We start from the raw sequence: 21,242 nt of genomic DNA, 5'->3' as shown, positions 1-21,242 counted from the left end.
CCGTGCTCTCGACGCACACACGTCCCCCGTGGCGACACCTCGCTAGGCGATGCCCCCGCCGTCGACGACGAGCGCCGAGCCCGTGACGTACGAGGAGTCGTCGCTCGCGAGCCACACCACGGCCTGAGCGACCTCGTTCGGCTCACCCATGCGGCGCAGCGGACGATCGGCGGCTTCGGCGAGGAACGCCTTGGTGTCCTGCGCCAGCTGCCGGGCCTCGTCACGCAGCATCCCGGTGTTCACGTCACCGGGGTTGACCGAGTTCACGCGGATGCCGGCGGGGCCGTGGTCGATCGCGAGCGCGCGGGTCATGTTCACGACCGCGCCCTTCGACGCACAGTACGAGATGGCCTGGCCGCCGCCCTTGAGGCCCCAGCCCGATCCGGTGTTGATGATCGAGCCTCCACCCGCCGCCTCCATGACCGGAACGACGTGCTTGCACATCAGGAAGATCGAGCGCACGTTCACGCCGAAGACGCGGTCCCACTCCTCGACGGTCGTCTCGACCGCAGTGGTGCGACGGATGATCCCGGCGTTGTTGAAGACGACGTCCACGCCGCCGAGTTCGGCGAGGGAGGTCGCGATCACCCGCTCGATGTCGGGCTCGCTCGCGACGTCGGCGGCGATCGCGACGGCCGTGCCGCCGGTCGCGCGGATCTCCTCCGCTACGGCTTCGGCCGCATCCGCGTTCAGGTCGACGACGGCGACGGCCGCGCCCTCGGCGGCGAGCGCGAGCGACGTGGCGCGACCGATGCCGCCGGCGCCGCCGGTGACGATGGCCTTCTTGTTCTCGAGACGCATGGGGTGTCCTTTCGGGTTCGTTCAGACTGGGGGTCAGACAGGAGATGGTCAGACGGAGATCAGTTCGGGCGCATTCACGGCGTAGAGGCTGCGGGTGCCGACGCCGGTGATGATGCGGACGTGCCCGGCGAGTCTCGCATCGAGTTCCGGGTCGCCGGTGTCGACGAGGAGCGGGCGTCCGTGCAGGTCGATGAGCTTCTGCTCGGGGGCGACGACGAGGAGCGGGTCGTCGCCGAGGGCGCGCAGCACAGACGCCGAGAGCTGTTGATTGCCGCGCCCGAGCAGGAATCCCTGCCCGCCGATCACGGTGACGACAGCCTGCGCGGGGCCCTGGGCGATCTGGTCGAGCAGCTCCTGCTCACTCGCCCCGCGGACGAGGATGGCACCGTCGAGAACGACGTCGACGCCGAGTGGCGATCCTTCGACGCCGAGCTGCCGGGTGATCTCGGCGATCGTGCCTCCGGGGCCGAGGAGATAACGCACGCCCGGTCGCATGCGGGAGACGGCCCCGCGAGCCGCGGCCTCGACCGCGGCCGCTTCGGTGACCGGCGTCGGCGCCTTGCGCGCCTGCGTGCGGCCCGAACGATGCGGCACCCGGAGCATTCCATACAGCGTGGGGTCGACGCGAGCACGCCGCATCGCGGCCTCGTCGATGTCCAGCACCTCGCGCTCCTCGGTCGGGAGGCCCTCGTGGTCGACCCAGTCCGCGGCGATCGATCCCGCCGCCCGCGGACTGACCGCGAACACGGACGAGTACATCTTCACTCCTGCCGGAACTCCGAGGACCGCCGGCAGACCGAGCCGCGGCGTACGCGTGGCCGATCCGCCCTGACCGTGCGCCTGTCGGGAGTTTTCGGCCTCGAACGCAGATCCGTCGTCGCCTCTCCCGCCATCCACCCTTTCACCCCACGGATGCCCCACGGCACCGAGCCCCGAGACCGCGTCGCGCAGGGTGCCGTCACCACCCACGACGAGAATCAGATCGGCCCCTACCGCGGCCAACGCTGCGACCGCACGCGAGGTATCCGCCGCCTCCGTCACCCCCGCCGCCTCAGGCGATCCCGCCGACCCCGCATCACGCGCGCCCACCCCGACGACGCGCGACACGAGTCCCGCTGCACGCACCGCGTCGGCCCCCATCGCACCGGCGACGGTCGCGACCACGAGTCCCGGATGCCGTTCGGCGAGCGTCGTCAGGGCGAGGATCGCCCGCTCCTGGGCGCGCGAGCGGGCACCACGCGCAAGGGCGCTGCGCTGCACGTCCGCACCGTCGGAGCCGGCGAGGCCCGCGGGCCCGCCGACACCGGCGACAGGGTTGACGACGACTCCGATCACGACGCGACAGACTCCGCGGGGAAGTACTTCCGCTGATACGCGCGCCACGTGATCGCCCACCGCTCCGGGTCGTCCAGATCGTCATGGTGCGTGTGGTGCACGGTCTGGTTGTGCGGGGCGGTGCGCACCACCTCGGGGGTCTCCCGCGCCTCGCGTGCCACCTCGGCCAGGGTCGCCGCATATTCATCGAGCTCTGCCATCGAGTACGACTCAGTCGGTTCGAGCGTGAAGGGCTGCGGCACGACATAGGGGTGGTGACTCGTCCAGTAGTGCATCCCGAAGTCGGACATGCGCACGCCGATCTCCTCCGACGAGATGCCGGTCTCCTGGTACAGCTCCTCCCACGAGTAACGCACCTGCTCGATGCGGCGGCGACCCGTGGCATACGGCGCCGAGGCTCCGGGGATCGCGAGCACACGAGCCATCAGGTAGTTGTTGTTCAGCACGGCGGTCTCGGCGGCGGCGAGCAGTCCCTCGGCGCCGAGGGCCATGATCCACGAGTAGGCCTTCACGAGCGCGGGGATGACGCCGAAGAACGGGCCGACCGCGCCGATCGACAGCTCTCCCGCCTCGACCACCCCGAAGGTCCCGTCATCGGCCCGCACCACGCGCGGCCCCGGCAGGAACGGGGCGAGGGCCGCACTCACGGCGTTCGCGCCAGATCCCGGTCCGCCGCTGCCGTGCGGGGTGCCGAAGGTCTTGTGCAGGTTGAAGTGGCACACGTCGAAGCCGGCATCGCGGGCGCGCGTGACCCCGAGGATGCCGTTCGCGTTGGCCTGGTCGTAGGAGGCGAGGGCTCCGACCGCGTGCGCAGCGTCGACCCACTCCCGGATCGCCGGATTGTAGATTCCGGTGTCCTCCGGGTTCGTGACCATGATCGCCGCGGTGCGGGGCGACAGGGCGGCCTTCAACGCGTCGAGCGACGGATAGCCCTCGGCGTCGGGGTAGACCGTGATGACCTCATAGCCTGCCGCCTTCGCAGCGGCCGCGTTCGAGGGGTGGCTGAAGATCGTGGTGATGACCTCGCGACGCTGCTCGCCTTCGCCGTTCGCCTCATGGAAGGCCCGGATCATGGCGATGTTCGACCAGATCGCCGCCGAGCCGCCCTGCGTGTGCAGCGACACCTCGTCCATGCCGGAGATCTCGGCGAGCACCCGCTCCAGCTGCCAGACGATCTCGAGCACGCCCTGCGCGTCGGCCGGATCCTGATGCGGGTGCATCGCGGTGAGCTGCGGAGTGTTCGCGAGCTGGTCGTTGATCTTCGGCGCGTACTTCATGGTGCAGGTGCCCTGGCCGATGTCGACGTTGAAGTCGGCGCCGAGATTCTCCTGCGACAGACGCAGGTAGTGCTTGAGCACGCGCATCTGCCCCATCTCGGGCAGGTTCGGCTTCGCGGCACGGCGCAGGGAGGCGGGCAGCGCGGCGACCACGTCGCCCACGGCCTCGCGAACGCCGGGCTCGACCTGCGACACCAGCACGCCGCGTTCACCGGGGGTGCTCAGCTCGAAGATGATCGGCTCATCCCACTGGGCCTGCTGGAATCGGCGGAGCGCCGGCTTGGGCGCGACGGGGAGGCTCACTTCTGCTCCTCTGCGAGTTCGGGGGCGACGACTGCGGCGAGCGCGCCGGCCAGGGTATCGATGTCGGATTGGGAGACCAGTTCGGTGACGCAGACGAGCAGGCGGCGCTCCCCCACGACCACGCCGGGCTCGATGCCCTTGGTGCGGAGCGCCGTGACGACCGCTTCGGCCGTGACGTCGGCGAAGGTCACCGTGAACTCGCGCAGGTGCACGGCGTCGTCGTCGAGGGAGACACCCGGCACTGCGGAGAGCGCCTGCTGCGCGTACCGGGTGCGGGCGAGCAGCACCTCGCCGAGCTCGGCCATCCCGGCCGGTCCCATCAGCGCGAGGTACACCCCGGCGGCGATGCCCCACAGGGCCGCGGCCGTGCCGACCCACTCCTTCCCCTCCTCGCGGTGCGCGAACGAGGTGCGGTCGTAGGCCACATCGCCGAAGCCGTACTCGCCGGGCACGTCGGTGGTGGCGAGCCCGAACAGGCGCGACGGCATCTCCATCACGAAGGTCGGGTCGTCGTGCACGGCGATGAACCCGCCGTGGGCGCCGCCGAACCACTGGTGCAGGCCGAGGGACTGGATGTCGCCGGTGACGATGTCCGCTCCCGAGACCGAGGGCGGGGCGAGGACGCCGTAGCCGATGGGGTCGGTGCCGACGACGACCACGGCGCCGGCCGCGTGGGCGGCATCCGAGATCTCCTGCAGGGACGCCTCCACGGCGCCGGTGGCGCTCGGCGTCTCGATCCAGACCGCGGCCACGTCATCGCCCAGCGCCGCGCGAACGGCGGCGACGTCGGCCGTACCGCCGACGGCGGGTACGAGCTCGAGCGTCAGGTGCGCGCGGACGTAGTCGTGCACCTTCGCGAGCTTCGCCGGCAGCACGTCGCTGACGACCAGCACCCGCCCGCGGCCCGTGAGTCGCCCCGACATCGTGAGGCCGGTCGCCGTCGCCTGGTAGCCGTCGTAGGTCGGCACGTTCACGACGTCCATCTCGAGCAGCTCGGCCATCAGCGATTGGTACTGGAACAGGGCCTGGAAGCGACCGTGGTCCTCGTAGGGCTCACCGGCGTACGCGGTCAGGAACTCGCTGCGGCCGATGACCTCGTCCACCACGGCGGGCACGTAGTGGTTGTAGGTGCCCGCGCCGAGGAAGCTCAGCCGCTCCTGGGTCGAACGGTTCTTGGCGAGCAGCCCCCGCACGTGGCGGGCGAGGTCCTGCTCGGCCACGAACGGGGTCGGAAGGTCGAGCGGACGTCCGAGTCGCAGCGACTCCGGGATGTCGGCGTAGAACTCGTCGACCGAGGCGGCGCCGACGGCCGCGAGCATCGCCGCTCGGGAGGCCGGGGCGGTGTTGGGGATGTACGGATGCACGAACGGGGCGGTCATGCGTCCTCCTTCTCGGGGATCAGGGTGGCAAAAGGGATTGAGGCGGCGCGGGGTGCGGCGAGAACGGCGACGCCGTAACGGTCGAGCTGGAGCCGGTCCGCGTGACGGATGCCGGTGAGCAGGTCGACGCCCGGGGTCGGGATCTCGAACGCGACGGGGGAGCGCCCGTGGTTCAGATAGAAGGTGTAGTCGGTGGTGTCGTCGGCACGGGTGACGACCTCGACCTCGACGTCGGTGCGCTCGCGGGCGGGAACGCCGGCGGTGCGCAGCACATCACGGAAGACCGGGAGCAGGCCCTCAGGGTCGAACATCGCACTGACGTACCAGGCCGACCCCGCCCCCGTCGTGCGACGGGTCACCGCGGGCAACCCTTCGAGCTCGCCGCTCGCGTACGCCCCGCGTACCTCGACATCATCATCCGCTTCGAGCCACTCGCTCCACGAGGGCACGCTCAGGCGCTCGCCCGCATAGTCGATGCTCTCGGTCAGACCGTCGGCGATCGGCCACTGCTCGTCGACCTCGATGCCGAGCAGGTCTCGCAGCAACCCGGGGGCTCCGCCGTCGTGCACCTTCTCTGTGGCGTCCACCACTCCCGAGAACGGTCCGACCACGAGGTGCCCGCCGCGCTGCACGAAGGCGGCGAGCGCCTCGGCCTGCGGCTGCTCGACGATGTAGAGGTTCGGCACGACGACCACGTCATAGGCGTCGAAGGGGCCGGTGGCGCGAACGGCATCCACCGGCTGACCGAGCGTGTACAGCGCTCGGTGCCACGCGCGCGCCTGCTGTGCCCACTGCAGCCGCTGCGAGGGCAGCGACTCGACCGCACTGGTCCCCCACCAGGAGTCCCAGTCGACGACCAGCGCCACGCGCGAGCGCACCCGGGTTCCCCGCACCTGCTCGAGCTTCTTGAGTTCGAGCCCCAGCGCCTTGGTCTCCCGGAAGCTGCGTGAGCGCTCCCCGCGGTGGCCGAGCATCGACGAGTGGAACTTCTCCTGGCCGTACTTGGCCTGGCGCCACTGGAAGAACATCACCGCGTCGGAGCCGTGGGCGACGGCCTGCAGGCTCTCGATGCGGATCTTGCCCGGCGCCTTCGGCACGTTCACGTCGCGCCAGCTGGTCGCGCTGGCAGATGACTCCAGCAGCAGCCACGGCTGTCCGCCCTTGAGCGAGCGCATCAGGCCGTAGTTGAGAGCCGCGCCGACGTGCGATGTCGGGTCGGCGGGCTCGGGGTAGGCGTCATCGGTCACCACGTCTTCGACGGCGGCGAAGTCCCAGTAGTCCAGGTCGCGGAACATGCTCATGAAGTTCGTGGTCACCGCGATGTCGGGGGTGACCTCGCGCAGCACATCGATCTCGACCTGGAACAGCTCCAGCAGGGCGTCAGACGAGAAGCGCTCGAAGTCGAGCAGCTTGGTCGGGTTGACAGGGCCGGGCGCCTTCTTCGGCGTCTCGATGTGCTCCCACGAGGTGTAGCGCTGACCCCACACGTTCACACCCCAGGCCTCGTTCAGACCGTCCAGATCGCCGTAGCGGTCCTGCAGCCAGCGCCGGAAGTGGCGCGCCGATTCGGGGCACCAGCAGCGCGAGGTGTGATCGCCGTACTCGTTCGAGATGTGCCACATCGCGAGGCCGGGGTGCTCACCGTAGCGCTCGGCCATGGCCCTGGTCATGCGGGCGACGTTCTCGCGCCAGATCGGCGACGAGGGGCAGTAGGTCTGGCGGGAGCCGAACTCGAGGCGGTGCCCGTCGGCATCCCACGGCGCCATCTCGGGGTGGGCGCGCAGCAGCCACGACGGCGGGGTCGCGGTGGCGGTGGCGAGGTCGATCGCGATGCCCGCCTCCCACAGCAGATCGATGATGCGGTCGAGCCATGCCCAGTCGTAGACACCGGGCTCCGGCTCCAGCTGCGGCCAGCTGAAGATCGGCAGGCTCACCATGTTCACGCCGGCTTCGCGCATCAGGCGGATGTCTTCGTGCCAGATCTCTTCCGACCACTGGTCGGGGTTGTAGTCGCCGCCGTAGGCGAGGGCGTCGAGGCGGACGCGTCGGGTGGGCTGGTCGCCACCGGGTGCGGGCACGAAGTCTCCTCTCTGAGTCATCACCGGCCGATCCGGCGGTGCACTGGTGCGAATCCGGAATCGGCTGTATTCTGTATACAACACACTAGGACGTCGTCCCAGGCCCGTCAACCCATAGGCTGACGGGCAGGCGGCAGAAGAGGGGACGCATGGCGATCGAACGCAAGAACCTGCGCTCGCAGGTCCGGCAGGAGCTGCTGAACCGCATGCGCGCCGGACTCGTGCAGCCCGGCGAGGGCATCAACGAGGTCCAGCTCGCCACCGAGCTCGGCGTCAGCCGCACTCCCCTGCGCGAGGCGCTCATCGCCCTGGAGTCCGAAGGGCAGATCGAGAGCGAGAACGGCAAGGGCTTCCGGTTCGTCCCGCTCAGCGCCTCCGAGTTCCGCGATCTCGCTCCCGTCCTGGCGGCGCTCGAGAGCCTCGCGATCGAGCTCAGCCCGCCCGACGAGCTGCGTCGCATCGGCGCGCAGCTCAAAGAGATGGCCGACGCGTTCGCCGACGAGCTCGTGGAGCACCAGCTCGTCATCACCAAGGACGACGAGTGGCACAGCGTGATGCTGTCGGCCTGCCCGAACGCCCGGCTCCTGGCCGTGATCGACAACGTGCGCAGCTCGTTCCACCGCTACGAGTCGCTGCTCGTCCCCGAAGACGTCAAGGTGGAACGCGTCGCCGCCGAGCACGCCGAGATCGCCCGCCACCTCGCCGTCGGCGACATCCCCGGCGCCGTCGAGGCCCTCAAGCTCAACTGGATGCACGGCATGCAGCGCATCCTCGACAACGCCACGAGCTCGTACTTCACGGCCTGAGGCCGCCCCGGCGACCCCGTTCCGGTCGCACTTCCTGCCGTCCGGTGGGCCCGGAGGCGGCGGCACCTGCGACCGGAACGACCCCCTGCCCACCCGTCGCAGATTGCGGACCGGATGTGTCCTGGTTGCCCGCAAGAGTGAGTCCCACCACGAAGAAGGGACTCCTCATGACAATCCTGGTCAGCGGCGCGACGGGCACGGTCGGACGCCACATCGTCAGCCAACTGCGCGAACGCGGCGAGAGCGTGCGCGCCCTCACGCGCGATCCGCAGCGCGCGAACCTCCCCGAGGGCGTCGAGGTCGTCCGCGGTGACCTCACCGACGTCGAGGCGTTCCGCCACGCGGTCGAAGGCTGCGACGCCGTGCACTTCATCACGTTCAACGGCGAGTTCGGTGAGACGCTGACCAACGGCCCCGAGCTGGTGGCGGCCGCGGAGGACGCAGGGGTGCGACGCGTGAGCATGCTCGGCGGATGGGACGAGAGCACCCTCGAGCCGGCTCTGCGCGAGAGCGAGCTCGCCTGGGCGCTGCTGGCGCCCGTGGAGTTCATGTCGAACGCGCGGGAGTGGGCGCCGGAGGTCGTGTCCGACAGACGGGTGCGCACTCTGGCTGACTGGCCGAGCGCCATGGTTCACGAGGCCGACATCGCCGCCGTCGCGGTCGCGGTGCTGCAGGGCGCCCCCGCCGAGGGGCAGACGTACTACCTGACCGGGCCGGAGGCGCTGACTCCGGCCGAGCGCACGGCGCGCATCGCCGAGGCGATCGGCGAGGAGGTCGCCTGGATCCGGCTCACCGAGGACGAGGAACGGGAACGACTGCGCTCGTTCGGGTACGACGAGGGCTACGTCGAGTTCGGCGTCGAGCTGGCACTGAACCCGCCGGAGATCGGACAGGTGGTGCAGAACACCGTGACGCGACTCACCGGACGCCCCGGGCGCACGTTCGCGCAGTGGGCGCACGAGAACGCCGACCTGTTCCGCGCCTGACGATCCGATGCAGCGGTGACGGGCCCCTCTCCGAGGAGGCCCGACACCGGGAGGATCGGGAGACGCCGCTAGTCGCGCATGCTCCCCGTCGATGCCCGGAGCTCTTCCACGGTGGCGACGCGGAGGCTGCGTCCGCGGGTCTCCGGTCCGAGGAACGTGGCCACGGCCCCGATGATGCAGGCACCGATGATGAAGATCGCGACGAGCCACGACGACCCGCCGGCGGCCGCCACCAGCGCCACGGCGATGAGCGGCGTGAATCCACCGGAGATCGCACCGGCCACCTCGCGGCTGAACGCGAGGCCGGTGAAGCGTGCGCGACTGGTGAACAGCTCGGAGAAGTACGCACCCTGAGGGCCGAACATCGCGCCGACTCCGAGGCTCAGACTCGCCGTCACCGCGACGGCGACCGCGAAGGGCGTCTGCAGGCCGTCGATGATGAGGAAGTACGGGTAGGCGAACACCGCGGAGAAGATGATGCCGGCGAGCACGACGGGCTTGCGTCCAATGCGGTCCGACAGCGCCCCGAACAGGGGCAGCGTCACCATCGTGACCGCTGTGCCGACGGTCACCGCGATCGGCCCCACACTGTTGGCCAGCATCAGCGTGCTCGTGAGGTAGGCGGCGATGAAGGTCAGGTTGATGTAGGCGATGACGTTCTGCGGCGTCTGGGTGCCGATGAGCACGAGCATGCCGCGCCATTCCTTGCTGAACACCTCGCGCAGCGGCGCGACCGGCGCCTCGTCCTGCTCGACGGCCTGCTGGAACGCGGGGGTCTCGGACAGCCGCAGCCGGATGATCAGCGCGACGACGACGACGAGGATGCTGCCGGCGAACGGGATGCGCCAACCCCAGGCCAGGAAGTCCTCTTCGGGGAGCGAGGAGACGAGCGCGAACGCGCCGGAGGCGAGCAGGAGACCGAGATAGACGCCGACCGCCGGCCACGCCCCCTGCAGGCCGCGACGACGCGGGTCGGCATGCTCGACGGAGAAGATCGCCGCACCGCCGAACTCGGCGCCGGCGCCGATGCCCTGCACCAGGCGCAGGAGGATCAAGAGGACTGGCGCCCACAACCCGATCTGCGCGTAGGTGGGGATGAACGCCATCAGCACGGTCGAGATCCCCATGATCATCAGCGTCAGCACGAGCACGTACTTGCGCCCGAAGTGGTCGCCGAGGCGCCCGAAGATGAGCCCGCCGAGTGGGCGGATGATGTATCCGAGCCCGAACGCGGCGAACGCGACCATGGTCCCCACCAGCGGGTCGTCGTTCACGAAGATGATGCGGTTGAACACCAGCGCCGCGGCCGTGCCGTACAGGTAGAAGTCGTACCACTCGAGGGCGGAGCCGACGAGCGCTGCGGCGGCGACGCCGCGGGATCCGGTCTTCTTCTCGCCCGTCGGCGGCTGCGCGGGAGTGCGTGTGGGTGATGACATCATCGTCCTTTCGTGATGGCGGGCGCCATCTGCTCATCGATGAGCGCGGGGGTGGGGGGATGTGGGGGCCGTCAGGCGACGGTGCGGTTCACGCGACGGTGCGGTTCAGGCGACGGTGCGGTCGTCGAGCGCGTCGAGGTTCCAGTCGATGCCGAGACCGGGGGCATCCGGGGCGAAGGCGTGTCCGCCGTCGATGCGGATCTCGCTGTTCGTCACGGCGCGCAGCTGCGGGATGTGCTCGACGAAGCGTCCGTTGGGGATGGCGGCGACGAGGCTCACGTGCAGCTCCATCAGGAAGTGCGGGCTCACCTGCACGTTGAACGCCTCCGCGAGGTGCGCCACCTTGAGCCACGGGGTGATGCCCCCGATGCGGGCGACGTCGACCTGCACGATGCCGGCCGCTCCGCGCTCCAGGTACTCACGGAAGTGACCGAGCGAGTACATCGACTCGCCGACCGCGATCGGGATGCTGGTCGACTGGGCGAGGCGCACATGGCCGGTCACGTCGTCGGCCGGAAGCGGCTCCTCGAACCAGCTGAGGTCGAACGGCTCGAACGCGTGCGCGCGGCGCACGGCCTCGGCGGAGGTCATGCTCTGGTTGGCGTCGACCATGATCTCGACGTCCGGACCGACGGCGTCGCGCACGGCGGCGATGCGGCTCGCGTCCTCGGCGATGCTCGGCTTGCCGACCTTGATCTTCACGCCCTTCCATCCCCTGCTCGCCGAGGCGCGGGCCTCTTCCACGAGCTCGTCGACGGACACGTGCAGCCATCCGCCCTCGGTGTCGTACAGCGGCACGTCGCGACGGTTCCCCCCGGCGATCATCCACAGCGGCTGCGCCGCCCGCTGCGCCCGGATGTCCCAGAGCGCGGTGTCGACCGCCGCCAGGGCGAGCGCGGTGATGACGCTGACCGAGGTCGCACGCGTGGAGTCGTAGAGCCGCCGCCACAGGTGCTCGACCAGACGCGAATCCTCGCCGATCAGCTCGGCCAGGAGGTGCTCGTTGAGCATCGAGAGCGTCGCGCGACCCCCGGTGCCGATCGTGTAGGAGTAGCCGCGTCCGGTGAGCCCGTCGGCGGTCTGGATCGTGACAACGATGGTCTCCTGCTTGAGGAAGGACTGCATGGCGTCGGTGCGCACCTTCTCCACCTCGATGTCGACCAGGCGGGCGGTTGCAGCGGTGATGAGGGTCACGGTGTCTCTTCCTCGAGAGTGTCAAAATCAAATTCAATTTGATTCTGCGAACGTACGCGTTCGCCGTTCCCGTGTCAAATGCCCGCCCGGCGCGCCCGATCGACACACAGCCGCCGCACTAGGATTGCGGGCATGGCGCGAGTGGATGACAGGCGGGATCCCGACGATCCCTCGCTCGCCGAGAACGTCTACGAAGGACTCGTCTCCCTCATCCTCAGCAACGAGCTGCCCGCAGATGCGCGGGTCAACATCAATGCGATCGGCAAGCGCCTCGACGTGTCGCCGACGCCGATCCGCGAAGCGCTCACACGACTCGAGGACGCCGGGCTGGTGCGCAAGACGCACCTCAAGGGCTACCGGACGACACCGGTGCTCACGTCGCGAGAGCTCGCCGACCTCTACGACCTGCGGTTGCTGCTCGAGCCGGTGTCCGCCCGCCGTGCCGCGGAGCGCGCGACCCCGCAGGAGCGCGACGCGCTCGCGACCGAACTGCATCGATACGCGAACGCACCCGGGTCGGCGGAGTTGACCGACTACGCCAGATTCAGCGAACACGACGCCCTGCTGCACCAGCTGATCGCCAGGGCCTCGGGCAACCTCGCGGTGGCCAGGGCGCTGGAGCGCACCCACTTCCACCTCCACGCCTTCCGGCTCGCCTACGACGTCGAGACCGGCGAGGCGACTCTCGAGGAGCACGTGCGCATCGTGGAGACGATCATCGCGGGTGACGCGGACGGCGCCGAGGCAGCCATGACGGAGCATCTGCGGGCGGCTCAGGACCGACTGTCGACCCGCACCCCGAGTAGACGCCGCCTGCTCCCGTCACCCCTTCACCGCGCCGCCGAGGAGACCTGCGACGAACTGCTTCTGGAAGATCAGGAACAGCAGGAGCAGGGGCAGTGTTGCCAGCAGCGACCCCAGCATCAGGCCGGAGTAGTCGACGCGGCTCATGCCGATCATCGTGTTCAGCGCGACCGGAACCGTGTAGTTCGCCTCGGTGTTGAGCATGAGCAGCGGCCAGATGAACGCGTTCCACTGGCTGATGAACGTATAGATCACGAGCGCCGCGATCTGCGGCTTCGCGACGGGAAGCACGATCCGATAGAACGTGCGCAGCTCGCTCGCGCCGTCGATCCTGGCCGCCTCGATCAGGCTCGGCGGGAAGTCGAGGAACCCCTGGCGCATCAGGAATATCCCGAACGCGTTCGCCAGGAACGGCAGGATCACGGCCTGATACGTGTCGATCCACCCCATGCCGGCCATGATCTGGAACAGCGGGACCAGCAGCACCTGCATCGGGATCATCATCGTCACGAGCACGAGCGCGAGCAGCACACCGCGTCCACGGAATCGATAGGTGGCGAGCCCGTAGCCGCACATGATGCTGACGATCGAGCTGAAGACCGTGTAGATCACCGCGATCAGCAGGCTGTTGAGCATCACTCGGCTGAAGCCGATGCTCTCCTCCAAGCGGGCGAGGTTCTCCCACAGCGCGTCGCCGGGGAGCACCGGGAGCGGCGTGCCGAACAGCTCCGAACTCGGATGGGTGGAGGCGATGACCATCCACAGGAACGGGATGATCGACACCAGCGAGGCCACGACCAGCAGCAGGTAGAGCGGCAGCCGCAGCATGCGCGAACGGGCGCCGCGCTCCCCCGCTCCGAGGCTGCGGGTGTCGCGGCCGGAGGTGACCAGGGTGCGGGTGGCGAGATCTGTCATGGCTTCTCCCTCATGACCCGGAACTGCACGACGGCGATGATCGCGGTGATCAGCACCAGCATCCAGGCGATGGCTGATGCGTAGCCGAAGTCGAACTGTCGGAACCCGACCTTGTACAGGTAGAGCACCGGGGTGAGCGTGGCGTCGTTGGGGCCGCCGCCCGTGAGGATGAAGTTCTCGTCGAACAGCTGCAGTGCGCCGATCGTCGAGGTGATCCCCGTGAAGATCAGCACCGGCCGCAGCTGCGGAAGCACCACGCTCCAGAACGTCTGCCAGCGTCCGGCGCCGTCGACCTTCGCCGCCTCGTAGAGCTCCGGGGGGATCGACTGCAGGCCGGCGAGGATGATGACCATGTTGTAGCCGGTCCATCGCCAGGTGACGGCGGCGATCACGGAGACACGCGCCCACCACTCGTTGTTCAGCCAGTCGATCGGGGCGACGCCGATCACACCGAGCATCTGGTTCACGGCGCCGCCGTCGGTGGCGAGCAGCACGCGGAACACGACGGCGTAGGCGACCAGCGTGGTCACCGCGGGCAGGAACGTGAGCAGGCGGAATCCCGAACGCCACCGCAGCCATGACTGGTTGAGCAGGTAGGCGAGCCCGACCGCGAGCACCATCATCAGCGGCACCTGGACGATGAGGATCAGTCCCGCGTTGAACAGGCTCTTCGCGATCAGCGGGTCGGAGAACAGCCGCTCGTACTGGCCGAGTCCGACGAAGCTCGTCACGCCGCCCTCGGTGCGGAACAGGCTCTGCCAGAGCGAGGCGCCCAGCGGATAGGCGAAGAAGAACAGGAACAGGGCGGCAGCCGGCAGCACGAACCAGCGTCCGGCCCTGCCCGGGTCCAGCCGTCGGCGGCCGGACCCGGGCGAGGTCGCGGAGGTCATGGTTACTTCGCGACCTCTCGACCGGTGGAGGTGGCGAGCTGCGCGGCCGCATCGGCGAGCACGGTGGCGGGGTCGGCGCCGTTCAGCACGGCGGCGGCGACGGCGTTGGCGACGATGTCCGAGGCCTCTGCACTGTCCGAGGTGTAGACGATCGGCGGGATCTGGGCCGTGAGCTCTGCGAAGGTCTCGTAGACCGGCTGACCGCCGAAGTACTCGACCGGCTTCGAGAAGTAGTCCGATTCCAGTGCGGGCAGGTACGACGGGAAGAGTCCCTCGTTCGTCATCATCGACACCTGGTTGTCGGCATCCGCCAGCACGAAGTCGACGAACGCCGCGGCCAGCTGCGGGTTCTTCGCCTGCGCCGGCACCGCGAGGCCGGATCCGCCGTTGTTCGACGTGCGCGCACCGCCCTCGTCGAACGCCGGGAGCGGGAGCACGGCGTACTTTCCGCTCAGCTCGGGGGCATCGCCCTGGAGCGTGCCGATCCACCAGACGGCGTCTGCCGTCACGGCGGAGTCGCCGTCTTTCGCCGAGGTGACCCGGCCGTCCCATCCGGTGACGTTCTTGATGAGACCGGCCTCGTTCATCTCCTGCAGCATGGTGAGCACGCGCACGGCTTCCGGCGAGTCGAGCGTGATCTCTCCCGCCTCGTTGAACAGCCCCTGCCCGAGCTGCTGCAGCAGCATCTGAAAGCCGCCACCGGCGGAGAGGTCGGTCGAGAGCAGCGTGTGGCCGGTCTTCTCCTTGATGACCTTGCCCGCCGCGATCAGATCGTCCCAGGTCGCCGCGGCCTCGATGTCGACGCCCGCCTGCTCGACGATGTCTGTGCGGTAGTACAGCGCCACGGTGCCGGAGTCCCACGGAGCGATGCGCAAGGACCCGTCGGCATCGGAACCCGCGGACCACTTGAACGGGTCGAAGTCGACTTCATCACCGCCCAGGATCGGGTTCAGGTCGAGCATCCCCTTCGGGAACTGCGTGATGTAGCCGGGGGCGGCATCCGTCTCGATCGTGACCACGTCGGGCAGGCCGGTGCCCGCTTGGAAGCCGACCGACATCTTGTCATAGGCGTTGTCGTAGCCCACGTCGACGACCTTCACGGTCGTGCCCTCGTGGGCCTTCTCGAAGTCGGCCGCGAGCCGCTCCAGGGCGACGGCTCCGACATCCCACGACCACACGGTGATCTCTCCGTCGAGCTTCGCGTCGGGGTCCAGCGCGACCGCGTCGGACCCTCCGGTCGGCACTCCTCCGGTGGCGCATCCGGCGAGCGCGATCCCGACCGCCGCGAGCGCGGCGATCCCTGTGAGCTTCTTCTTCATGTCTGACTCCTTCGTCGTTGAAATGAATATTGAATACAATCGAGTTCCGCAGTGTTCCGGTCGCCGTTCCTGTCGGTCGCCGCCCCGGCAAGCGACAGGAATCGCGACCGGAACGGATGCCGTCAGCTGAGCTGCACGGCGAGGTCGATGAACAGCGCAGCCGACCAGCCGAACGCGGTGGTCGCCGTACGCGCCTTCCGACCTGTGTGCGGGTTGAAGTACTCGTGCGGACCGCCGCCGTGGATCACGAGGGCCACGGTCTGCTCGCGCAGCTCCCGTGCCCGCTGGGGGTACCCCGACGCCTCCAGCCCCTCGGCGACCAGCATGCTCGTGTTGACCCACACCGGTCCGCGCCACATCCGCTCGTCCGAGAAGTCGGGATCCGATGCTGCGACCGTCGGCAGCCCCCAGGGCAGGGCGAAGCGCTCGGGGTCGTCGACGGCCTGGCGCAGCGCATCGGCGATCGGCGCCGGCAACGTGCCCGTGAGCAGCGGCATCAACCCGACGACCGTGTCGCTGAGCTGCGGCTCCCCGCCGCCATACGCGAGGAATCGCCCGAGGTCCGGATCCCACATGCGCAGCAGCCGCTCCTGCGTGCTCTCGGCCCGTTCCCTCAACCGCGAGACGTCGGCATCCGGTTCATAGCGGGTCAGCAGGTCCGCGAGCTCCACGTCCTGTCGCACGAGATACGCCCCCAGGTCGGGAGCCGCTGTCGGCAGCGGACCATCGAAGATCGGGCTGTCGTCGAGCCCGGAGGAGTATGGGTGCCCGTACTCCGGCATCCCGTCGTGGTCGAGGTCGCTGCCGGCGAACCACCAGTCCTGCGAGCGGACGATGCGGGTCAACTGCCGGCGCGCGTAGTCGGGGGCGTCCTCAGCCTCGAGCACCTTGCGCAGCGCCCAAGCGGCGAGCGGCGGTTTGGTGAGCGGCACGGGGGCGCTCGGGTCGGCGATCTGCGATCCGGCTCTGCGCAGGTTCGCACGGTCACTCTCGGGCAGGTCGTCGCTGGTCGCGAGCACTCCGAGCTCGTGCACCACGTCGGGCAGCTGGCCGTCGGGCTGTGGAAACCGGAACGCGATGTCGAGCTGCTCGCGCGCGAGCTCCGGGTCGCCGTGTCGCAGTCCCACGGCGATGAAGTACGCATCCCACTGCCACAGCCCGACGTAGCCGATCTTCGACGGCACGATCGCCCTGGCATCGCCCAGCGACGGCAGCTCGACGATGTTCGCGCCGAGCACCCACCAGCAGAACGCGGTCATCTCCTGCAGGTCGTCGCGCACGGTCGGGCACTTCGCGAACCAGTCGGTCCAGATCGCCTCGGTCGCGGCGAGCGCCGCCGCGTGGTCGCCGGGCTCGACCGTGACAGTGCGGTCGGCATCGATGCGGAGGCGAAGACCGTCTCCGAGCGGATGCTCCTCGACACTCCCGTCCGGTCGCCGCAGCCGCACCCGCGACCCGGGTTCTCCGCCGAGGCTCAGCGTCGACGGATCGGCGAAGGTCAGCGTCGCCGCAGCAGCGCCGAACGTCACTCGCGCCGGATGCACGTCGGTCACCGCACGCGCCTCGCCTGAGGCGTCCACCATGATCAGCGCATCCAGCACCCGGCACTCCGAGAGCCGCCGCTCATACTCCGAAGTGTGCACGCGCACACCGTTCCCGTCCTCCGCGCGGAAGACGAGCACGCGCGAACGCGGCAACGTGAACGGCGCCGAGGCCAGGTCGAGGTGACGGCCGGCGAGGGCGGCGGCATCCGTCATCATCGCCCTCCCAGCCCCGATGCGGCCATGCTGTTGAGGATCTTCCGCTGACCGATGACGAACACGATCAGCATGGGCACGGTCGCGATCGCCGAGGCCGCCATCACGAGTCCGTAGTTGATCGAGCCCTGCTGTCCCTCGAAGGCGTTCAGCAGCAGGGGAACCGTGAACAGGTCGGGCGAGTTCAACAGCACGAGCGGAAACAGGAAGGCGTTCCACACGTCGAGCGCCACGATGATGCTGAGGGCAGCGAGGCCGGGCTTCAGGTTGGGGAGCACGACGCTCCAGAAGATGCGCCAGCGACCGGCACCGTCGACGATCGCCGCTTCTTCCAGCTCACGCGGCAGAGCCAGCACGAACTGCCGCATCAGGAACACCGCGAACGGGTTCGCCATGATGCCCGGGACGATCAGCGCGAGGTGCGAATCCACCCAGCCGAGGTTCGACATCAGCAGATAGAAGGGGATCAGCGTCACCTGCTTCGGGATCATCTGCGTCGCGAGGAAGACGATGAAGAGCACCTTGCTGCCGCGGAACCGGATGCGCGCGAACGCATATCCCGCCATCGACGCCGTGAGCAGCGTGCCGACCACCACGAGGATCGCGATGTACGCGCTGTTCAGGTACGCCTGGCCGAACGGGACCGCGTTCCAGGCCTGGGTGTAGTTGTCGAAGGTCCAGGGATCCGGGAGGAACTGCAGCGGGTTCTTCAGCAGCTGCGGCAGGGTCTTGAACGAGGTCAGCAGCATCCAGATGAACGGGAACACCATGCCGATCCCTGCCACCACGAGCACCACGTGCAGCAGGGTCGAACCGAACCGGCGGCGTGCGCGGTCGACGGCGGGGCCACCACGGCCACGGGACCGGTAGCCGGGCGCAGTGATCGCGATGGTGGAGTCCGTGGCCGGAGCAGGGCCGGTCAGCGGGGGCGTCTGAATGCTCATGCGGGGTCATCCTCGTAGTGGACGAACTTCTTCTGCGCGCCGAACTGCACCGCGGTGATGACGAGCGTGAGCAGGAGCAGGATGATGCTCGCGGCGCTGGACGGACCGAACTCGAACCGCCCGAAGCCCAGATCGAAGATGTGGTAGACGATCGTGCGGGTCGCGTTGTCGGGGCCGGCGTCCTGCACCAGCACATAGACCGTGTCGAACGTCTGCAGCGACGAGATGAACGCGACCACCGACGAGAAGAAGACGATCGGGGAGAGCAGCGGCAGGCGGATGCTGGTGAACAGCCGCCACGGGCCGGCACCGTCGATGCGCGCCGCCTCGATCACCGAGGGTGAGATGTTCTGCAATCCGGCGAGGAAGATCACGACGTTGAGGCCCATCGACGACCAGATCGTGACGATGCAGACGGCGAGGAGGGCCAGCTTCGGGTCCTGCAGCCAGTCGGGCGGGGTGACCCCGAAGACCTTCGAGATCGTCGTGGACAGCAGCCCGTCGGAGCGGAACATCTGCTGCCAGATCATCGCCACCGCGACCGTCGAGGTCACCACGGGGGCGAAGAACAGGATCAGGTAGAGCGTGCGCGTCTTGAGCTTCTCGAGCGCGACCGCGACGATCACCGAGAGGCCGAGACCGATGGGGACCGTGACGATCGCGACGATGAGCGTGTTGAGGATCGCCCGACCGAGGAGCGGGTCGGTCAGCTGATCGGCGAAGTTGGCGAAACCCACCCAGGTGAGATCGGTCAGCCCGTCCCAGTCCGCGAAAGCGAGCACCAGGCTGGCGGCGAACGGCAGCACGACGAACAGCCCCATGCCGATCATCTGGGGGCCGACGAAGACGTACCCCCACAGCCGGTCGCGGCGACGCCAGAGCGCCTCCTTGCGCAGGGGCGGGGCGGATGCCGCAGGGGTGACCTGCGGCATCCGCCCGTTCTCGGTGAGAGTGCTCACTCCTACTTCTCCGACCGTTCCTTGACCACGTCGGCGATGGTGTCGAGCGTCTCCTGCGCGTCGGCCTTGCCCTGGTACAGCTTCAGGAACTCGTCGGCGATGGCGGTCGGCAGACCGGGCACGCGCGCCTCGGCGGGGTAGTCCTCGAACCCGATGTCGCGCATGTCGAGGAAGGTCTGGGCGTGTGCGGGATAGTCGTCCTCGAGCACGACCTCGTCAGCGCCCTTGATCGAGGGGACCGCGTTGCCGCCGCCCTGCAGACGGAAGGTCTGCCCCTCGGCGGAGAGGAACTCGGTCCAGAACGTGAACGCCGCGTCCTTCACCTTGGTCTTGCCGTTGATCGCGAGGAAGCTGGTCGCCACGCCGGTGGGAGCAGCTTCGCCGTCAGGGGTCGGCCACTGCACGATGTCGTAGCTGTCCTGCTCGCCCGTCGCATCCACCGTGCCGATCGTGTAGCGGCCCTGCACGAAGAAGCCGGCCTTGTGCGTGACGAACACGCTGTCGGCGCCGGCACCGTCAGGAAGGGTGTCGGCGACGACGAAGGTGCCGTCCTCGAACAGGTCGCCGAGCTGCTGCACCGACTCGACGGTGGCGGCGTCCTTGTTCGCGACGAAGGCACCGGAATCGTCATAGGGAGCATCGAGGCCCTGCGACGAGAGCCAGCTCCAGTGCGTCGCCCAGTAGTTCCAGTACATGGTGCCGGTGAGGCCCGCGTCGTGGAGCTTCTCGTTCATCTCCAGGAACTTGTCGGTGGTCCACTCGCCGTTCTCGGCGAGGGTCGCCGGGTCCTCCGTGATCCCTGCGGCCGCCAGCGCCTGCTTGTCGTACCAGAACACGTCGGGGTTCGAGTCGTTCGGGGCGGCGTACACCTCGCCGTCGTTCTCGGCAGCGCCGAAGAGCCCGGGGAAGAAGTCATCCTTCTTCGTCTTGCTGTCCTTCGAGTCCATCAGGTCGCTCAGCGGCATGAGCCGGTTCGAGTCGACGAACTGGCCGATCTTGTCGTCGCCCACGTAGAACACGTCGGGCGCGGTGTTGCTGGTGAGCTGTGCGAGCAGCTTGGAGTGGTAGTCACCGTAGTCGGCGACGGGCTGCAGCTTGACGGTGATGTCGGGGTGGCGCTCCATGAAGTCCTTGTTGAACTCCTCGTAGCGGGTGAGCTCGTCGGCCGTGCCCCAGGTCGACCAGACGACGGTGGCGTTGCCGTCGGCGTCGACGCCTCCACCGCCTCCTCCACCCCCACCGCTGCACGCGGCGAGTCCGAGTGCCAGAGCGCCGGCGGCACCCAGTGCCAGATACCGCGTCACGTTCGCACGTGCCATCTCGCTACCTCTTTCATCATTGGAAGATCAGGTCGGGATCGCCCCTTCGGGCGTACTGGTATTCTGTATACAGAACGCAATCCTGTCAAGGAATGGGGCGACGGACCTGCCTATCGAGACCATCCCGTGACGTGCAGCCCGGACCATGGCGCAGACTGTCTTCATGACCGATCCCGATCCGCACCTGCTCGGCCCCGGACTCCTCCCGACGCCGTTCACCGCCGCCGAGATCCGCGACGCCACCGGCACGGGGATGGTGATCCACCTGCTGCTCGAAGGCCCCGACGGACCGATGGGCGAGCACGTCAACCGCTTCCACGACACCGATGACGAGGGAGCGACGCTCGACCGCTGGGCAGCGGAGGACCCCAAGGCCGTCGTGTCGAATCGGGTGACCTGGGCGGAACTGCAGGGCCATGCCGCCTTCGACGCCGGCACGACGAGCGTGTCGACCGTGAGCCTGACGACCCCGCTCGGTGCGCTCACCTGCCGCCGGTACGACACCGATGACGGCATCTTCTGGTTCTCGATCGACCACCCGGGCATGCCGGTGCAGTACGAGTCCGACGGCCTGCGCACGACCGTGCTGAGCATCGAGAACGACTGAGGGCGCGCGCCGGGAGGCGGCACCGTGTGCGGCGGAGAACTCCGCGTCGGGCGGACAGCCACGCGGCACGGCTCCTCCCGACACAGAGAACTCCGCCCCACGCCGGTCCGCCCGACGCGGTTCTCGCCGCAAC

General features: G+C 68.8%; 17 protein-coding genes and 1 pseudogene. 4 read left to right on the top strand and 14 right to left on the bottom strand.

Annotated features, from left to right (window positions below):
- Nucleotides 1-42 precede the first annotated feature (42 nt).
- From MST3598_RS01815 to MST3598_RS01795, 5 genes are read right to left on the bottom strand one after another with little or no spacing between them, the layout of a single operon-like run.
- The gene (locus tag MST3598_RS01815) at nt 43-801 is read right to left on the bottom strand and encodes an SDR family NAD(P)-dependent oxidoreductase (protein ID WP_029260110.1); all 759 of its coding nucleotides are present in this window, start codon (nt 799-801) and stop codon (nt 43-45) included.
- A gap of 48 nt (nt 802-849) precedes the next feature.
- Nucleotides 850-2,136, bottom strand: a complete 1,287-nt coding sequence (locus MST3598_RS01810) for an ATP-NAD kinase family protein (protein WP_051671177.1) — start codon at nt 2,134-2,136, stop codon at nt 850-852.
- Nucleotides 2,133-3,716 (bottom strand): aminomethyl-transferring glycine dehydrogenase subunit GcvPB, encoded by a 1,584-nt coding sequence (gene gcvPB / locus MST3598_RS01805; protein WP_029260112.1) that lies wholly within the window; start codon nt 3,714-3,716, stop codon nt 2,133-2,135. Before gcvPB ends, MST3598_RS01810 begins: the two co-directional genes overlap by 4 nt.
- On the bottom strand, nt 3,713-5,095 hold the full coding sequence (gene gcvPA, locus MST3598_RS01800; protein ID WP_096359373.1) for an aminomethyl-transferring glycine dehydrogenase subunit GcvPA: 1,383 nt from the start codon (nt 5,093-5,095) through the stop codon (nt 3,713-3,715). The genes gcvPB and gcvPA overlap by 4 nt, the downstream gene beginning before the upstream one ends.
- Entirely contained in the window at nt 5,092-7,173 is a 2,082-nt protein-coding gene (locus tag MST3598_RS01795; RefSeq protein ID WP_029260114.1) for a beta-galactosidase, read from the bottom strand. Before MST3598_RS01795 ends, gcvPA begins: the two co-directional genes overlap by 4 nt.
- 149 nt (nt 7,174-7,322) lie before the next feature.
- On the opposite strand from MST3598_RS01795, the gene MST3598_RS01790 reads away from it, so the two are divergent.
- Both MST3598_RS01790 and MST3598_RS01785 read left to right on the top strand, forming a co-directional pair.
- Nucleotides 7,323-7,979, top strand: coding sequence for a GntR family transcriptional regulator (locus MST3598_RS01790; protein ID WP_021198381.1), 657 nt, complete (start codon nt 7,323-7,325; stop codon nt 7,977-7,979).
- Nucleotides 7,980-8,146: 167 nt separating this feature from the next.
- The gene (locus tag MST3598_RS01785; protein WP_029260115.1) at nt 8,147-8,965 is read left to right on the top strand and encodes an SDR family oxidoreductase; all 819 of its coding nucleotides are present in this window, start codon (nt 8,147-8,149) and stop codon (nt 8,963-8,965) included.
- A 68-nt stretch (nt 8,966-9,033) separates the two neighbouring features.
- On the opposite strand, the gene MST3598_RS01780 is transcribed toward MST3598_RS01785, so the two are convergent.
- The gene (locus MST3598_RS01780; protein WP_157749848.1) at nt 9,034-10,401 is read right to left on the bottom strand and encodes an MFS transporter; all 1,368 of its coding nucleotides are present in this window, start codon (nt 10,399-10,401) and stop codon (nt 9,034-9,036) included.
- Nucleotides 10,402-10,506: 105 nt separating this feature from the next.
- The gene (locus MST3598_RS01775; RefSeq protein ID WP_029260117.1) at nt 10,507-11,595 is read right to left on the bottom strand and encodes a mandelate racemase/muconate lactonizing enzyme family protein; all 1,089 of its coding nucleotides are present in this window, start codon (nt 11,593-11,595) and stop codon (nt 10,507-10,509) included.
- Nucleotides 11,596-11,673: 78 nt separating this feature from the next.
- Between MST3598_RS01775 and MST3598_RS18835 the strand changes: the two are divergent.
- Nucleotides 11,674-12,351: pseudogene (locus tag MST3598_RS18835) on the top strand (GntR family transcriptional regulator); the annotation flags it as partial.
- 66 nt (nt 12,352-12,417) lie between these two features.
- Here the strand turns inward: MST3598_RS18835 and MST3598_RS01765 are convergent.
- From MST3598_RS01765 to MST3598_RS01735, 7 genes are all read right to left on the bottom strand, one after another.
- Nucleotides 12,418-13,314: a carbohydrate ABC transporter permease gene (locus MST3598_RS01765; RefSeq protein WP_021198386.1), complete on the bottom strand. Its 897-nt coding sequence runs from the start codon at nt 13,312-13,314 to the stop codon at nt 12,418-12,420.
- A complete protein-coding gene (locus MST3598_RS01760; protein WP_029260120.1) occupies nt 13,311-14,204 on the bottom strand; it encodes a carbohydrate ABC transporter permease in 894 nt (297 codons plus the stop codon). Before MST3598_RS01760 ends, MST3598_RS01765 begins: the two co-directional genes overlap by 4 nt.
- Nucleotides 14,205-14,206: 2 nt before the next feature.
- Nucleotides 14,207-15,523 carry an ABC transporter substrate-binding protein gene (locus MST3598_RS01755; RefSeq protein ID WP_029260121.1) on the bottom strand — a complete coding sequence of 439 codons (1,317 nt, stop codon included), beginning with the start codon at nt 15,521-15,523 and terminating at the stop codon, nt 14,207-14,209.
- Nucleotides 15,524-15,645: 122 nt separating this feature from the next.
- Nucleotides 15,646-17,283 (bottom strand): amylo-alpha-1,6-glucosidase, encoded by a 1,638-nt coding sequence (locus tag MST3598_RS01750; RefSeq protein WP_136053515.1) that lies wholly within the window; start codon nt 17,281-17,283, stop codon nt 15,646-15,648.
- Nucleotides 17,280-18,224 (bottom strand): carbohydrate ABC transporter permease, encoded by a 945-nt coding sequence (locus MST3598_RS01745; RefSeq protein WP_081860178.1) that lies wholly within the window; start codon nt 18,222-18,224, stop codon nt 17,280-17,282. The genes MST3598_RS01750 and MST3598_RS01745 overlap by 4 nt, the downstream gene beginning before the upstream one ends.
- Entirely contained in the window at nt 18,221-19,183 is a 963-nt protein-coding gene (locus MST3598_RS01740; RefSeq protein ID WP_051671178.1) for a carbohydrate ABC transporter permease, read from the bottom strand. Before MST3598_RS01740 ends, MST3598_RS01745 begins: the two co-directional genes overlap by 4 nt.
- A 2-nt stretch (nt 19,184-19,185) precedes the next feature.
- Nucleotides 19,186-20,502 carry an ABC transporter substrate-binding protein gene (locus tag MST3598_RS01735; RefSeq protein ID WP_051671179.1) on the bottom strand — a complete coding sequence of 439 codons (1,317 nt, stop codon included), beginning with the start codon at nt 20,500-20,502 and terminating at the stop codon, nt 19,186-19,188.
- Between the two features lie 163 nt (nt 20,503-20,665).
- Here MST3598_RS01735 and MST3598_RS01730 point away from each other — a divergent pair, with 163 nt between their 5' ends.
- Complete coding sequence (locus tag MST3598_RS01730) at nt 20,666-21,109, top strand: hypothetical protein (protein ID WP_029260126.1); 444 nt, start codon at nt 20,666-20,668, stop codon at nt 21,107-21,109.
- The last annotated feature ends 133 nt before the right edge of the window (nt 21,110-21,242 follow it).

The organism is Microbacterium sp. TPU 3598 (assembly GCF_002356155.1).
In the GTDB taxonomy this organism is placed as follows: domain Bacteria; phylum Actinomycetota; class Actinomycetes; order Actinomycetales; family Microbacteriaceae; genus Microbacterium; species Microbacterium maritypicum_A.
This window is presented reverse-complemented; position numbering and strand designations above follow the sequence as displayed.

Excerpts from the sequence above, each read along its gene's own strand:
- MST3598_RS01760 (WP_029260120.1), bottom strand. The coding sequence starts at position 14,204 with ATGACCTCCGCGACCTCGCCCGGGTCCGGCCGCCGACGGCTGGACCCG.
- MST3598_RS01815 (WP_029260110.1), bottom strand. The coding sequence starts at position 801 with ATGCGTCTCGAGAACAAGAAGGCCATCGTCACCGGCGGCGCCGGCGGC.
- MST3598_RS01735 (WP_051671179.1), bottom strand. The coding sequence starts at position 20,502 with ATGGCACGTGCGAACGTGACGCGGTATCTGGCACTGGGTGCCGCCGGC.
- MST3598_RS01790 (WP_021198381.1), top strand. The coding sequence starts at position 7,323 with ATGGCGATCGAACGCAAGAACCTGCGCTCGCAGGTCCGGCAGGAGCTG.
- MST3598_RS01730 (WP_029260126.1), top strand. The coding sequence starts at position 20,666 with ATGACCGATCCCGATCCGCACCTGCTCGGCCCCGGACTCCTCCCGACG.
- MST3598_RS01755 (WP_029260121.1), bottom strand. The coding sequence starts at position 15,523 with ATGAAGAAGAAGCTCACAGGGATCGCCGCGCTCGCGGCGGTCGGGATC.
- MST3598_RS01745 (WP_081860178.1), bottom strand. The coding sequence starts at position 18,224 with ATGAGCATTCAGACGCCCCCGCTGACCGGCCCTGCTCCGGCCACGGAC.
- MST3598_RS01765 (WP_021198386.1), bottom strand. The coding sequence starts at position 13,314 with ATGACAGATCTCGCCACCCGCACCCTGGTCACCTCCGGCCGCGACACC.
- MST3598_RS01750 (WP_136053515.1), bottom strand. The coding sequence starts at position 17,283 with ATGATGACGGATGCCGCCGCCCTCGCCGGCCGTCACCTCGACCTGGCC.
- MST3598_RS01780 (WP_157749848.1), bottom strand. The coding sequence starts at position 10,401 with ATGTCATCACCCACACGCACTCCCGCGCAGCCGCCGACGGGCGAGAAG.
- gcvPA (WP_096359373.1), bottom strand. The coding sequence starts at position 5,095 with ATGACCGCCCCGTTCGTGCATCCGTACATCCCCAACACCGCCCCGGCC.
- MST3598_RS01785 (WP_029260115.1), top strand. The coding sequence starts at position 8,147 with ATGACAATCCTGGTCAGCGGCGCGACGGGCACGGTCGGACGCCACATC.